General features: G+C 32.5%; 11 protein-coding genes, 1 pseudogene and 1 other annotated feature. Of the genes and pseudogenes, 2 read left to right on the forward strand and 10 right to left on the reverse strand.

Features of this window, described 5'->3' with window-relative positions; genetic code table 11:
* Positions 1-833: 833 nt before the first annotated feature.
* Positions 834-2273, reverse strand: a complete 1440-nt coding sequence (gene proS / locus OCU47_RS09085; RefSeq protein ID WP_261828281.1) for a proline--tRNA ligase — start codon at positions 2271-2273, stop codon at positions 834-836.
* Positions 2274-2330: 57 nt separating this feature from the next.
* Positions 2331-2552, reverse strand: a binding site (T-box leader).
* Positions 2553-2856: 304 nt separating this feature from the next.
* Here proS and OCU47_RS09090 point away from each other — a divergent pair.
* Positions 2857-3375, forward strand: a complete 519-nt coding sequence (locus tag OCU47_RS09090; protein ID WP_261828282.1) for a GNAT family N-acetyltransferase — start codon at positions 2857-2859, stop codon at positions 3373-3375.
* On the opposite strand, the gene OCU47_RS09095 is transcribed toward OCU47_RS09090, so the two are convergent.
* The 5 genes from OCU47_RS09095 to OCU47_RS09115 all read right to left on the reverse strand — a co-directional run bounded on the left by OCU47_RS09095 (position 3350) and on the right by OCU47_RS09115 (position 8916).
* Complete coding sequence (locus OCU47_RS09095) at positions 3350-3634, reverse strand: hypothetical protein (RefSeq protein ID WP_261828283.1); 285 nt, start codon at positions 3632-3634, stop codon at positions 3350-3352. The genes OCU47_RS09090 and OCU47_RS09095 overlap by 26 nt on opposite strands.
* Positions 3635-3680: 46 nt before the next feature.
* The gene (locus OCU47_RS09100) at positions 3681-4661 is read right to left on the reverse strand and encodes a serine hydrolase domain-containing protein (protein WP_261830608.1); all 981 of its coding nucleotides are present in this window, start codon (positions 4659-4661) and stop codon (positions 3681-3683) included.
* Between the two features lie 8 nt (positions 4662-4669).
* Positions 4670-6955, reverse strand: a complete 2286-nt coding sequence (locus OCU47_RS09105) for an excinuclease ABC subunit UvrA (RefSeq protein ID WP_261828284.1) — start codon at positions 6953-6955, stop codon at positions 4670-4672.
* A 30-nt stretch (positions 6956-6985) separates the two neighbouring features.
* On the reverse strand, positions 6986-7915 hold the full coding sequence (locus OCU47_RS09110) for an AraC family transcriptional regulator (RefSeq protein ID WP_261828285.1): 930 nt from the start codon (positions 7913-7915) through the stop codon (positions 6986-6988).
* Positions 7916-7977: 62 nt separating this feature from the next.
* Positions 7978-8916: a hypothetical protein gene (locus OCU47_RS09115; protein ID WP_261828286.1), complete on the reverse strand. Its 939-nt coding sequence runs from the start codon at positions 8914-8916 to the stop codon at positions 7978-7980.
* Between the two features lie 367 nt (positions 8917-9283).
* Between OCU47_RS09115 and OCU47_RS09120 the strand changes: the two are divergent.
* Positions 9284-9667: pseudogene (locus tag OCU47_RS09120) on the forward strand (NUDIX domain-containing protein); the annotation flags it as partial.
* Between the two features lie 77 nt (positions 9668-9744).
* Here the strand turns inward: OCU47_RS09120 and OCU47_RS09125 are convergent.
* The 4 genes from OCU47_RS09125 to OCU47_RS09140 form a co-directional block, all read right to left on the reverse strand.
* Positions 9745-10086, reverse strand: coding sequence for a hydrogenase maturation nickel metallochaperone HypA/HybF (locus OCU47_RS09125; RefSeq protein ID WP_261828287.1), 342 nt, complete (start codon positions 10084-10086; stop codon positions 9745-9747).
* 93 nt (positions 10087-10179) lie between these two features.
* Positions 10180-12849, reverse strand: a complete 2670-nt coding sequence (locus OCU47_RS09130) for an FAD-dependent oxidoreductase (protein WP_261828288.1) — start codon at positions 12847-12849, stop codon at positions 10180-10182.
* A 35-nt stretch (positions 12850-12884) separates the two neighbouring features.
* Positions 12885-13556, reverse strand: coding sequence for a hydrogenase nickel incorporation protein HypB (gene hypB / locus OCU47_RS09135; RefSeq protein ID WP_261828289.1), 672 nt, complete (start codon positions 13554-13556; stop codon positions 12885-12887).
* A 344-nt stretch (positions 13557-13900) separates the two neighbouring features.
* Positions 13901-14914, reverse strand: coding sequence for a glycosyltransferase family 2 protein (locus OCU47_RS09140; RefSeq protein WP_261828290.1), 1014 nt, complete (start codon positions 14912-14914; stop codon positions 13901-13903).
* Between the last annotated feature and the right edge of the window lie 199 nt (positions 14915-15113).

A 15113-nucleotide genomic window follows, 5' to 3' on the forward strand; every position in this document is an offset into this window, starting at 1 on the left:
ATACGCATGCAATTAGAATAATAATTGCTAATATAAATAATTTCTTTCTCATTTTTCACCTCCAGAACTTCATCAGTAAATATACCGATTTTTTGACTTCATGTGCATTTAATAATCTCAAATTATGCAAATCATGTTTTGTATTTCGACGTTACAAGTGTAACATTGCTTGATAATATTATCAAGTAAATACTTTACTGAGAGATAAAATGAAACATTAGGAGCAATTTGTAACATTATGAGTAAAAATAACATTGAAAAAACACATATACCAAAAATCAAATTATTTCTGCGACTATAAAGCTATTAGAAAAAACAGAACTCAACAAAATAGCTATTAGTTAGATTTCTAAACATGCCATGGTGAGTAGGGTTTCCATTTATCGAAACTTTCCATATGAAGAATCCATTGCTAAATCCTATATAGAGCAAATAATCTCCAATTGGAAAGCAGGCACCTCACAAAAATTTAGTTAAGTGCCTGCATCATTTTCTATCTATTCAATTCTATCTGGCTACCAAAAAGGAAAACACATGAATTCTAAAAAAATAAAATAAGAATTTTATTGCAGACCTGCAAAAAGGAACAGGCAAATTTTACTCTGCCCATCCCTTTTATTTCTATCATCAATTCTTTTAATTTTTCTAATATCTTATTTCTTCTATTAATAAGTGGTGGATGAGATATTTTTTTAGTTTCAGATAGACTTTATAACAAGTCAACGATGTTTTTAGCATTCTTGACATTCTCGATAACTTTTTCAAAAAAACTCACTTATTTATGATATGGTTCATCGTATCATAAATAAGTGATATATCAACAATAATAAATCTTAATATGCTTTACCCCAATAAACCATTTTTTCTGCCTTTTTGCCACAGCATACACACTTGGTATCAATCTCTTCTTGTTCGAATGGAATACATCTAGAAGTTAATCCTGCGACTTCCTTAATTTTTTCTTCACATTCTCTTTCACCGCACCACATAGCTTTAATAAAACCTGATTTATTTTCAGCAGTATCTTTAAGTTCTTCTAGTGTTTTAGCAACAAAAGTTCGTTCTTCCCTATTCTTTAAAGCCTTTTCATATAAGCTCTTGTGAATTTCATCTAGTACAGCTAAAACTCTATCCTTCAAATCATTTAAATTAACTACTTCTTTCGCTCTAGTATCTCTTCTAACTAAAAGTGCTTGATTGTTTTCTATATCCTTTGGTCCAATTTCAATTCTAACTGGTATCCCCTTCATTTCATATTCATTGAACTTCCATCCTGGCATCTTATCTGAATCATCTAACTTAATTCTTACAGCACTAGAAAGCATATTTTTTAGTTCATTAGCCTTGTCAAGAACTCCATCTTTGTGTTGAGCAATTGGAACAATTACTGCTTGAATTGGTGCTACCTTTGGTGGTAATACTAACCCACTGTCATCTCCATGAACCATTATAATAGCTCCAATTAATCTAGTTGTAACTCCCCATGAAGTTTGATGCACATATTGTAACTTAGAATTTTTATCTGAATATTTTATATTAAATGCTCTAGCAAATCCATCTCCAAAGTCATGAGACGTTCCACTTTGCAGTGCCTTTCCATCATGCATTAAGCTTTCTATTGTATATGTCGCCTTAGCTCCTGCAAACTTTTCTTTTTCTGTCTTTTGTCCTTTTAGAACTGGAATTGCCAAATATTCTTCCAGCATATTAGCATAAACATTTAGCATATCTATAGTTTCTTTTTCTGCTTCTTCTGCTGTTGCATGAGCAGTATGTCCCTCTTGCCATAAAAATTCGGAAGTTCTTAAAAATGGTCTAGTAGTTTTTTCCCATCTCACAACAGAACACCATTGATTATATTTCTTAGGCAAATCATTATGACTTTGAATAATCTTAGCATAATGTTCACAAAATAGAGTTTCTGAAGTTGGTCTTACTATTAATCTTTCAGCAAGATCTTCTCCTCCTGCTCTAGTAACATAAGCAACCTCTGGTGAAAATCCTTCTACATGATCCTTTTCTTTTTGCAATAATGATTCTGGTATGAACATTGGCATATATACATTTTCATGTCCTGTTTCCTTAATCTTATTATCTAAGTATTTTTGAATGTTTTCCCAAATTGCATATCCATAAGGTCTTATAATCATGCAACCTTTAACAGTTGAATAATCAATAAGCTCTGCTTTCTTTACAATATCTGTATACCATTGTGCAAAATCCTCATCTATAGCTGTTATAGCTTCAACAAACTTTTTATTATTTTTACCCATACTCTTCTACCTTCCTTCTGTTAATTATTAAATACAAAAAAACGCCAAGAAAAATCCACAAGGGACCCTTCTTGGCGTTACCACCCTAATTATTATAAAATTGCGCGCAATAATCTTATAATCTCTCTATATCTATAACGGGAATACCCGCTGTAGCCTACTATTATTTCGGTACAGAACTCCAAGGCTGGTTCAATATATATTTCTAGGAATTTTCACCAAACATCCCCTCTCTAATAAGAAATCACTATACTTACTATTCCTCTTCACAGCAATAATATTTATTCCCAATAATAACTCAACAACCTATTTACGTCAAGAACTATGTTTCCTTAAAGTTATCCATTATCCTTTATTTGTAAAATATTTATTGACATAGTCTTGCGTACATGCTAAACTTACAATATATTGAAAGGAAGGTGATAGATATGAGAAACATAATATTATTTACAAGCAAAAACAGAAATATCTGTCATTCACTTTTATCTATATGATTACAATACATTTAGTAAAATGATGATAAATATAAAGTATTTCTGTATTTTGCAGGAATACTTTTTTATATTGTAAGAAGGAGTGCTAAATGTTAAAAAGATTGTATTATAAGCAAATAGTGTCTGAAAATACACAACAATATAATGAACTAATTTCAATGTGGATACCTTACATGCATGAAATTTCTAAAGATGATATTAAACTAATGAACGAATCAGATATTACTTTAGAAAAATATGCAAAACAAAGAGTAGATATTCAAGGGAAACGAGATGATATGCATTTTGAACTAATATATAATTGTGAAAATATATTAGTTGGTTTTGCCTTTTATGCAGTTGATTTAGGTGGAATAAAAGGTATTATTAATCCTGGATATGGCTATATAATGGAATATTATATAATTCCAGAAATGAGGAGAAAAGGATATGCAACTGAATTATTTCAGCATGTTACATCTCTTTTCAAAAAGCATGGAGTTACTCAAATGTATTTAACTCCTGATAGCATATTAGGAATACCATTTTGGACTACAATTGGATTTAAAAACAGTGGAAAAATAGATCCTGATAACAATATGCCTATATATGAAAAAAGAATAGACTAGTTTTACTGCTTAATATTATAATCACAAGAAAGCAGAACTTATCATGACATGGCAAGTTCTGCTTTTTTGCTTCTAAGAAAAATTGGACATTAAATTGAACTTTAAATTTCATATAGATTGAAGTGTCCATTGGGCTATTATTATATGATTCAATTTCTTTAAATCCAAATTTCTTTACAAATCCTATTCTTTTATAAATACTAATTGCTTTATCTAAATCATTTATTATATCTTGATAAACACTCTTATAGTTTTTCACTTTATTCTTATATAAATAATTCTAATCTCACCTAAATTGAAACTTACTAGTCACAATTCTCAAACATTGGTTCAATATACTCTTTAATAAGTTTTATTCTATCCTTAGCATGTGGCATAAAAAGACAAGCAATCGAAATCACCATTTTTTTCTTTGCATTGACGTAAATTATATTTCCACCATCCCCCATAGCTGCGTAGATATGTTCTTTATTATCAATAACCCACCACAGATAGCCATAGGACAGCTTGCCACATCGACTATGTTCCTTTGTGCTCTCATATATCCACTCTGTGGATATAATTTGTTTATCCTTCCATCTTCCTTCATCCAAGTACAATTGACCTATTTTTGCCATATCCATAGTTGTCAAGTTAAGACCCCATCCTGCTGTATTTACACCTTGCGGATCAGCAACCCATCCTCTTACATTTTTCTCTTTATACCAGGCAAGTTGTTCCTCCTTATTACGAAAAACTATATTTCCCTCAACATTAATCCCTAATAGTGAAAATAAGTTTTCTGTTGCAAAATCAAGCACGGATTGTCCTGTTGTTTTTACAAGAACACCAGATAAAATATCTGGGCCTATGAGAGGAGTGTATCTAAATTCTCCAATCTTTCCCTTGCCCCCTAATAAATCAAGCGCACTATTTACCCAATTATCGCTTGTAAAATATTCTTCATAGGATTCTGACTTATATTTATACGGGGCTGTCATAGTCATCATATCCTTAAGTGTAACATCCTGTATGGTTCTTTCTCCTCCTTTTACTGCATAATCAGGAAAAAAATCCAATACCTTCTGGTTGATACTTTTTATATAACCTTTGTCTAGGGCTATACCAATCAATATGGAAATAATACTTTTTGTTACTGAAAAAACATGAAGGTTGTTAGTCGCAGTATATCCATTATAGTATTTCTCATATACTGGTTTACCGTTTTTTAGTACAATTATGCCTGCAGTATTGTTATAGCTACTGTTTATTATCTTTTCCAACATTATCTTTTTTCTTTGATTCATATCTAAGTTCATGCAAGATACCTCCCTGTCTTGGAATTCGGATTGTCTATCAGCCTCTCTGGTGTTCCTTTGGCTATAATCTCACCGCCCTTGTCTCCACCTTCTGGACCAAGTTCAATGATATAATCACAGCATCTTAAGACATCTACATTGTGTTCGATGACAATAACAGAATTGCCACTGGCAACCAGCTGATCTAACAGCTTTAGTAACAATGCCGTATCATACAAGCTAAGTCCGGTGGTTGGTTCATCTAACACATAAAGCATATTGTCCTTTAACTGCCGTCCCAGCTCTTTGGCAAGCTTCACTCTTTGTGCCTCACCACCACTTAAAGAAGAAGATGGCTGACCAAGTGTTAAGTACCCCATGCCCATCTGTTCTAAGATACGGAGCGGTTTCACAATGCTATTCTGATCTGCAAAGAATACAATAGCTTGGGCAATGCTCATATCTAACACATTGGCAATGTTCTTTCCGTTATAGTCTACAGAAAGACTTCCTTCATTAAACCGCTTGCCATTACAGGTCTGACAAAGCTTATCTACAGAAAAATCAGAAGTTAGAAAGATTCTTTCATAACCACTACCCCCGCAATCTGGGCATGCCCCTTTAGAATGAAAGGAAAAATGTCCAGCACTCATGTTTCTTATTTTTGCTTCCGGCTGTTTGGCAAAAAGTTCTCGAATCTTATCCCATATCCCAATATAAGAGGCAGGTGTAGAAGTAGCACTTCTTCCAATGGGCTCCTGTGATATCTTTGCAATCCCACTAATATGCTCTACTCCTGATATCCCGGTTACATAACCATATTTCCTAGCACTAGCAAGACGTTTCAAAAGAGTATCCTCAATCAAGGAACTCTTCCCGCTTCCTGATAATCCAGCAATACCAACCATGGCATGGAGTGGGAAGACTACTGTTAAGTCCTTTAAATAATGGATATTTGCATGTTCCAAGGTAAGATAATCTATTTTAGCAAAGGTATGCTTCCTGATTGTCCGTTCCGGCATCAAACATTTATCAGAAAGATACTGGCTAAGCAAAGTATCAGCCTTTTTGTATCCTTCATAACTCCCCTGATAGACCACTGTTCCACCTTCTATGCCTGCCTTAGGACCAATCTCAATAATATGGTCAGCATGGCGAATCATCTCTTTATCATGCTCCACTACAATCACTGTATTCCCCAGTTCTCTTAATTCCTTTACCGCTTGGATCATGCTTTGCTTCTCCGATGGATGTAATCCCGCCATGGGTTCATCAAAGACATAGATTAGAGAATCCAGCCTGGACTCTAAATGGAGATGAAGAAAAATCCGCTGTATCTCACCACCACTTAAGGAAGTCATCTCCCGATAAAGTGTCAGATGTCCTAAGCGAAACTGGATGAGATGATTTAATTTTTCCATTACATTCTTTATCATGTTCTTGCCAAACTGAGATAGTTCTTCCCTAGTTATTCCATTTAGGAAATCAATAAGACTAGACAGTGTCATCTGTCCTAGCTGTCCAATCTGCTTTCCACCAAGGAATACTTCTCTCGCTTCTTGACCTATTCGCTCTCCATGACAATCTGGACAAGTAGTCTTTGCATAGACTTCTTCTACATCCTCCCCCTTTTCATAAGAGTTTCTTAGTATCCGCTCTAGACAATAGCTTTGCTTGCCATTGTCATAGACTCCATAGATCACTTCGCCTTGAATATCTTCTGGAAGTTCCCAGAATGGAGTTTCAAAATACATTCCGTATTTATTCTTTAGAATCCTCATAAAACCAGATGTTACTTGCAGACTCTCATATACCTCCAAAAGTGTTATTGTTTTATCTGGAATCAACTTCTTCAGATTGATATCATAATAAGAACCTCTGCCCTGGCAGCTAATACACATACCATCCGCCGTTGTATAGAGAAAGCTACCTGGGGAAAGATGTCCACTCTCAATTAAAGCTTTTCCATCACTGGCATAAACAAGAGCCAGCTGATTAAGAATTCCAGTCTTTGTACCAACTGTGGAACGAGGATTACTCTGCCTAATTATATTCTGACGCACTGCCACCGTTGGACCAATGCCTTCAATGGTATCAAACCTATCCTGGTTATCAAGTCCAGCCAGAATGCCAATGGACCTTAGATACTGATTCTTGCCTTCTTCAAACAGAATATCAAATGCAAGACTGGATTTACCTGAACCACTGATACCAGTAATGACCACTAATTTATGCTTAGGAATTGATAGATTAATATTTTTCAGATTATGGATTCGTGCTCCTTGAATCTTAATTTCTTCCATATGCTCACCTCTGAATCGATTTGCAGCATATTAGAAATGAATGGGCTCAATTGGAACGTATATGTCCACCTCATGGATATGATGCTCATTAGCATGTGGATTGTTGCGATATACTTCAAATGGATATGAGTTTCTTGGAACATAACCACTGCCAGCTATCCACTCCTGGTACATGTAATTCCAGGCATCACTGTACTGGTCTTGCTGAATCTGAAAATGTCCCACTGCATACAAACCACCTTCCAATTGCATCCTTCCAATGATCCCATCTTCATGAATCTCAATGCACTCTGGCACCGTTAGACATAGACTAGTACGAAACTTATTCTCCTCTCCAAATTCCGGATTGTCATGATACATGGCAAGCACCCAGTTCTCACTATCTACAAAAAGCTTCTGCTTCTCTGCATAAGTAATTAATGTCTGCATCAAATTGGAATACTCCTTTGCTAATGTCTCATAAGTACCTATATGTCTCACATAAGCCACCTGCTTTTCCTCCATGTTTACTATGGTAATCTGCCCAGTCACAGGAAACAATTGGCCTGCCCATTCTTTCTTTGCTGTGTTCTTATTGTACTCTGACAATAAAAAAGAATCTTTGCAATTCTTGCTATATTCCTTCCGATATTCTCTTGGAGTTATGCCATAGTAATTCTTAAATGCCCGTGAAAATACAGCTGAATCCGTATAGCCCAGTTCATAGGTAATGTCCGTCATATTTTTATCTGCCCGGTGTGCCAGTAAAAAAAGTGCATTTTCCATACGAATTCGGTTTACATAATGGGCTAATGGCTCTCGTAACATACCTTGAAAGATGCGGCTAAAATGATATTTTGAAAACCCAGCAACATTGGAAAGTTCCTCAATGGACATGGCTTGTCCTAAATGATGCTCAATGTAGTCCTGCACTTTATGTATTCTTCGTATGTATTCTTCCTGATACTTTATATCTTGCATATAATCCCCCTGTTTCTCGAAAACATAGTATAGAATCAATCTTAACTGACTAAATTATTAATTTACTTCTTCACTTTTTTTTTACCTCTATTCACTGAAATACAATCTTCCCTATCGCCACCTTTTAGCTTTTTGTATTCACTATCTATTTGAGATTCATTTATCTTATAATAAGAACTATCACTATCAAATTCAAATAAAACATTACTACATTTCAATTTTAAATTTGCTAAAAAAGTAACAAGATTACTTTCAACATTTTTCCTTCTACCACAAGGAATACCAAAGTTTCCTAGAAATTTAGAATTTTTATCATATATTTTGATAGTATAATAGCTACTATAATTCCTACCACCGCTATAATACTTAACTGACGTCTTGAAAATATCATTATAATCAATAGCTGTACATTGATTAGGAATAAATCTAATCAAAAAGTTTGTTGTAAACTTAAATCCTTCATAATCCTTTAAAGTTATAACTTCTTCCTTCAATGCTTTTTCTTCTGTTTCTGATAAAGACTTAATTATATTTTTAAACTTAGTAATGTCTCGCTTTAGTAGTAATGAATTAATTATAATCATAAGTCCTATAAAAACTATACCCAATGACATAAATGCAATTATAATTCTTTTCATTTCTGCAGGATATGATTTAATTTTATATAAAGATATATTTCGTAAACATTCACCCACACTAATTAAAGTCACACAACTTAAACTTATATAAAATTTTATTCCTTTTGTATCTCCTTTTTCTAAAAGTTCATAAGGATCTATTTTAATAGCCTTGCTGTTATATATAACTTTTCCTACAATGAAAACTACCATGCACAAAGAGAATATTGCAAAGCCTGTATAATCATTAATATTTGAAGTATCTGCTTGAAGCAAAATAAAAGATATTATTAAAAATAAGAACATTGAACTAAAAAGTATACTTGGAATAACTATACTATATTTTAATCTAGCTTTTTTATATTTTTCTAAATAAGATAACATAACACTCTCCTTAATATTTTAACTAATTGCATTCATTTTTTTCCTTTTACACCTATATTTTAGCACATTATAAATTGTATATTGTATAAAAACTCCTAAATTCAATATATTAGACCAACATTTGTTAATGCAAAAGAAGAAATCATTATTGTTTTCTATTTTCATATCTTCTAATATTGTTTGTATCTGGAATATAGTTGAAATATAATATTAATATCCAATTGCGAAAAATAGCAAAATCAAATTTAATAATTTATGGGAGGTTACATATATGTTAAGGAATTTAACTACAATTTATATAATGCATAATGATAAAATGTTACTGTTGTACAGAGTTGGTTAAAGAGTAGTTGAGCCTTCGTGGTGTGGTGTAGGTGGTCATTTTGAAAAGGATGAACTTAATAATCCAAAAGCATGTGTTTTAAGAGAACTATTTGAGGAAACAAGTATTACAGAAAATGATATTGGAAATGTTACATTGAAATATATTACACTCCGTTTAAAGAATAATGAGGTTCGCCAAAATTATTATTATTTTACCGAATTACATAATACAAAAATAGATATTAGTAAATGCGATGAAGGAAAATTAGAATGGGTTAACATTGATGAAATGTTAGACAGAAAAATGCCATTCACTGCTAAAGAATGTTTGAAACATTATTTAGCTATAGGAAAAGATAATGATAATTTGTATGCTGGAGTTTCAACTAATAATGGAGTTATTTTTACTGAATTAAATGAATTTTAATACTTACAATAATTAGTAAGAGCAAATGCAAAGAATAATCTTTCACATTTGCTCTTTAAAAAACTATATATTCTATTTTAGCAGGCAATAATCTCTTTAATCTTAAACTCTCTCCCGCATAATAACTCCCAATGATTACTTCCGCAATGTGGGCATTTATTTTTATTCTCAATTAGATTAAAAACTTTATTACACTCTCTACAAAGACCATTGCCTGGCAATATCTCAATTTTCAGTTTTGTTTCTTGCAATAAGGTTCCATCTACTGCTGCAGGATAACAAGCTTCAATATATCTGGGAATCATAGATGAGAGTTCGCCAATTTGAAGAACCACTGTGTCAATCTTTGTTACCCCATTTTGTTTTGCAACCTTTTCAACAGTTTTTACAACTTCAAACATAACTCCAATTTCGTGCAAATAAATCACCTCTTTCGTAAGTATACAAGAACGGGGGAACTCAATTCCCCCGCATTTCATTAAAAATAATACATTAATATTATCAATTACTCTCTATTTTGAAAATAGTCTCTTCACTTTTTTAACTGCAATTCTTCCTTGACGCTTGATTACATATTTTATTACTATAGGTTTCATCTCACTAATGTCTACACCAGCACTATCATATTTTCTTGTAAGTGTAATTGCATCAAATTTACATTTTGTAGTACAAAGACCACAACCTACACATTGATATTGATCAACTACCACAGCACCACAACCAAGGCAACGTTGGGTTTCCTTCTTAATTTGTTCTTCAGTGAATGTAACTCTTAAATCTTTAAAGGTTTCCTTTGATTTTTCGCCATCTACATGAAGTGCTTTTTGTCTAGGTATATGATCATACCCTTTCATATCTAAGTTTTCTTTATCTAAAGCATGATAGTCTCTTTCACGACCTAATGTTAAATTATCTCCATGAATATAATGATGAATAGAAATTGCTCCTTGCTTTCCTAAAGCAATTGCATCAATAGCAAACTTAGGTCCTGTTACTGCATCTCCGCCAGCAAATACATCTGCTTCACCTGTTTGATAGCTTAATGCCTGAACTTTTACTGTTTTATTTGGATTTAATTCTATCTTAGAGTCTTTTAATAATTCTCCCCAATCAATTCCTTGACCTATTGATGTTAAAACGTAGCTTGCTTTAACAATCTTAGTTTCATTTTCATCGAATTTAGGATTAAATCTCTTATTCTCATCAAATATAGAAATACATTTTTTAAATTCTACACCAACAACATGTCCATTTTCTTTGATGATTCTCTTTGGTCCCCAAGAATTGTTGATATTAATGCCTTCTGACATTGCTTCTTCAATTTCTTCATCAAGAGCAGGCATTTGTTGTCTACTTTCTAAGCAATACATATCTATTTGTGAAGCTCCAACTCTCTCAGCAGTTCTTGCAACATCAATTGCAACATTTCCACCACCAATTACAACAACTGGTCCTTCTAATTTTAAATCTTCACCTAAATTTACTCTTCTTAAGAATTCTACTCCTGTTATTACTCCTTCAGAATCTTCACCTTCTATGTTTAGGCTTCTACCTGCTTGAGCACCTATTGCTAAATAGAATGCTTTATATCCAAGTTTTCTAAGTCCATTAATAGTAACGTCCTTACCAACCTCAACACCAGTCTTGAATTCCACTCCTAATTCTTTTAAAACTTCTATTTCAGCATCAACTACATCTTTTCCAAGTCTAAATGATGGAATTCCTAGAGCTAACATACCTCCAAGCTTTTTCTGCTTTTCAAATACTGTTACCTTATATCCCTCAGCAGCTAGGAAATAAGCACAAGATAATCCTGAAGGACCTGCTCCTACTATAGCAATTTTTTCTGATCTTTCAACTAGCTTTTCTGGTACAAAACGATGTTCAGAATTTAAATCTTGCTCGGCAATAAACTTTTTAATTTCATCAACAGCAAGTGGTTCATCTAAACTACCTCTTGTACAAGCAGATTCACACTTTCTTGGGCAAATACGTCCACAGACTGCTGGGAATGGATTTTCTTTTTTTATAAGCTCTAATGCATCTTTATATCTTCCTTGAGCTGCCATTTTGATATAACCTTGGATAGCTATATGCGCTGGACACTCTGTTTTACAAGGACTTGTTCCAGTCTCAGCAACCATTTTTCTATGACGATAATCAGGATTCCATTTATTTTCTCCCCACTTAGTATCGTATGGTCTATCTGGTTCCTTAGCTGCAGGAATAGGTTTCTTTGTACATAAATTTTGTCCTAATGTTAATGCGTTTGATGGACAATTTTCAACACATTGGCCACAAGCAACGCATTTATCTGTATCTACTTGTGAAACATAGTTTGATCTAGACCAATCTGGATTTCTATAAAGATTTGCATTTCTAAGTCCAAAACAAGAGCATCCACAACAATTACAGATAGCAAGAGCATTTCCTGGTCCTGATAAATTAGGAATCTGATGCATTAACCCTTCTTTTTCTGCCCTCTCACAAATAGCAAAGGCTTCTTCTCTTGTAACACTTCTACCTTTACCTGTACGAATGTAGTATTCAGCTGCTGGTCCTAGTCTAAGACATATATCTTCAACAGTATGTCCACAACCTTCACCTATTATTCTCATGGATGCACGGCATGCACAATCTGTAACAGCAAAAACATCATATTTATTAAGAAGATAAGTAATTTCCTCATAAGAAGCTCTTCTTGTATCTCCATCAATAGCAGTTTCAACTGGAATAACTCTCATTACTCCCAATCCAACTGGAATATTACCTGCCATTAATGCTCCTAACTTTCTTGTATATTCTTCAAAAGACGCACCAATCTCTGGATGTTCCTCTATGTTTGACTTTTTATCAACCATGTATTCCATTATTCCTGGTACATAAAGTTCAAGGCAGTATTTATCAACACCGTCTTCTGTTTCTACTTTAATTGAGCCATCAACTGCCATCTTATATAAAACTTTTTCTACTTCTGCTTCAGGTTTGCCACAAAGCTTGGCAACTTCCTTTACTGTCTTAAATTTACGAATTTCTAGATGAAGTGCTATTTCTGCTTCTTCATCAGAAGTAATTGAGTCTAAAAGCTTATATTCTGGATCTGTTGGTTTTACCTTTACTATACCACCAGTAATCCCAGCAGCAATCTTATTAGCAAGCTTAAGTACGTTCTTCTTTACCATATTAATTACCTCCCCATTTCAATCCCATTATCAAACTATTTTTCATTCCAATGTTTTACTTCTGTTCGTATCCATTCTGCCCATTCTTCAATTCCCTCACCAGTTTTAGCAGATATAGGTATAACCTTTATATTAGGATTCAATTTTTTTACACGCTCTTTAACTGCATCTAAACTAAAATTGAAATATTCCGCTGCATCTATCTTATTAATTAATAAAACATCAACAATAGAAAACATTAAAGGGTATTTTAAAGGTTTGTCATCCCCTTCTGGTACACTTAGAATCATAGCATTTTTAGATGAGCCTGTATCAAATTCTGCTGGACATACCAAATTCCCTACATTCTCCAATATTGCAAAATCTACATCCTCTGTTCCTAACTCCAAAAGACCTTGCTTTGTCATATCTGCATCAAGATGACACATTCCACCAGTATGTAATTGAATTACTTTGGCACCAGTCTTAGAAACGGTATAAGCATCTACATCTGAATCAATATCTGCCTCCATAACTCCAATTTTCATTTCATCTTTTAATGCTTCAATGGTTCTTAAAACAGTTGTTGTTTTGCCTGAACCTGGTGATGACATCAAATTTAATAAAAAAGTCTTATTTTTCTTTAATTCTTCTCTAAGTAAATCTGCTTGTCTATCATTATCCTCAAAAACACTTTTCTTAATCTCAATTACTTTATATGTTTCCATATCATTTCCTCCTTCAGTTATACTATCTCTGTACCAAAATATAATTTATACATGATAAAAAATTATATTACGTATAATATAAGCACTCTTTTATTAATATGCTTTTAATACGTTTTCAGAAGCCACCTAAAAAAACTTATACTTCATTTTTATCAAAACTCATCCAAATAAAAGTCTGGTTTGATAATTTGATTATAAAAGGTTTTTTTTAACATAACAATAGACACTGTAACCAGTTTGTCTAATTATTAATATAAATTCTCATTTCATACAAATCTAAAAATATTTATAATATATATTAAAGCTGCCTAACACGAAGACAGCTTTAATATGTAAAATGTTTACTATGCAAAACATTTTTTCATTACTTGTTCTGCTAGTTCCTCTGTTATATCATTTTCTAAAAGTTTTCTTATTTCTGTTTCACATTTTAGTTTAACAATTGGGCGCTCACATTTATAGTATACATTTTGTTCTAAATTAGAATATTTTAAAAGAATACTTTTTAACTTATTTAAGAAATCTACTGTAACAACATTATCCCTAAACAAGAAAAATATAGTCTCTACAAAAAATTTTTCATAAAAATTATATTCTAGTTCTTCCGCATAATCATCTAAGAATAATCTTTTTTTACATTCTTCTATTAACATCAACTGAACACTAGTACGATCTATATTAGAGGTTCCACTTGTAACTATGCTTCTAGGATTTAAAAACCAATGATATAAGCATTCCTCTAAAAGATACATTGACTTTGCATATAAGAATAATAATATAGACCAATAATTATCTTCGTATTTTAATTTTTCTGGAAATGAAATATTTTTATCGATAAGTAACTGCTTCCTAACCAGCTTATTCCAACAAGTTACATCAAGTCTAAAATACGATAAAAATATCTTTTTATTTTCAATCCTATCTAACACAAAGTAAAGATCTTTTCCTGTAACCCCACTTTTAGCTTCACTCTCACTTTTAGGTCTATCATTCCTGCACATGACTACATCACAATTATATTCTGTAATCTTGCAAAACATTTTTTCAAACATATCTAATTCTATCCAATCATCTGCATCAACATAACCAATAAATGGTGCGTAAGCATAATCTAATGCTGCATTTCTAGCACATGATAAGCCAGAGTTTGTTTCTAAATTGATAATACAAATATTATTAGGATACTTTGCTTCATATTCACTGAGTATACTCAACGTAGAATCTGTTGAAGCATCATTTACAAAAATAATCTGCAAAGATTCAATTCCAATAGTTTGATTTATAAGACTCTCTATACATCTTACTATATATTTTTCAACATTATAGCAAGGAACTATGATACTAATTTTATATTCCATATTTCACCTCTATACTACTTTTATCAAGTACATTTTACATCTTTTTCATATATATGTATACCCAAGTCTAATTTTCCTAATTTTCTATCAAATCAAAGAATATACCGACTATTTCAAAACTAAAAGATTCATTACTATAATTAGTATAAAAAATGCGCCATTCAGCATTTTGCTTATGGCGCATCCCTTATAACTATTA

Source organism: Clostridium sp. TW13 (genome assembly GCF_024345225.1).
GTDB lineage: Bacteria > Bacillota > Clostridia > Clostridiales > Clostridiaceae > Inconstantimicrobium > Inconstantimicrobium mannanitabidum.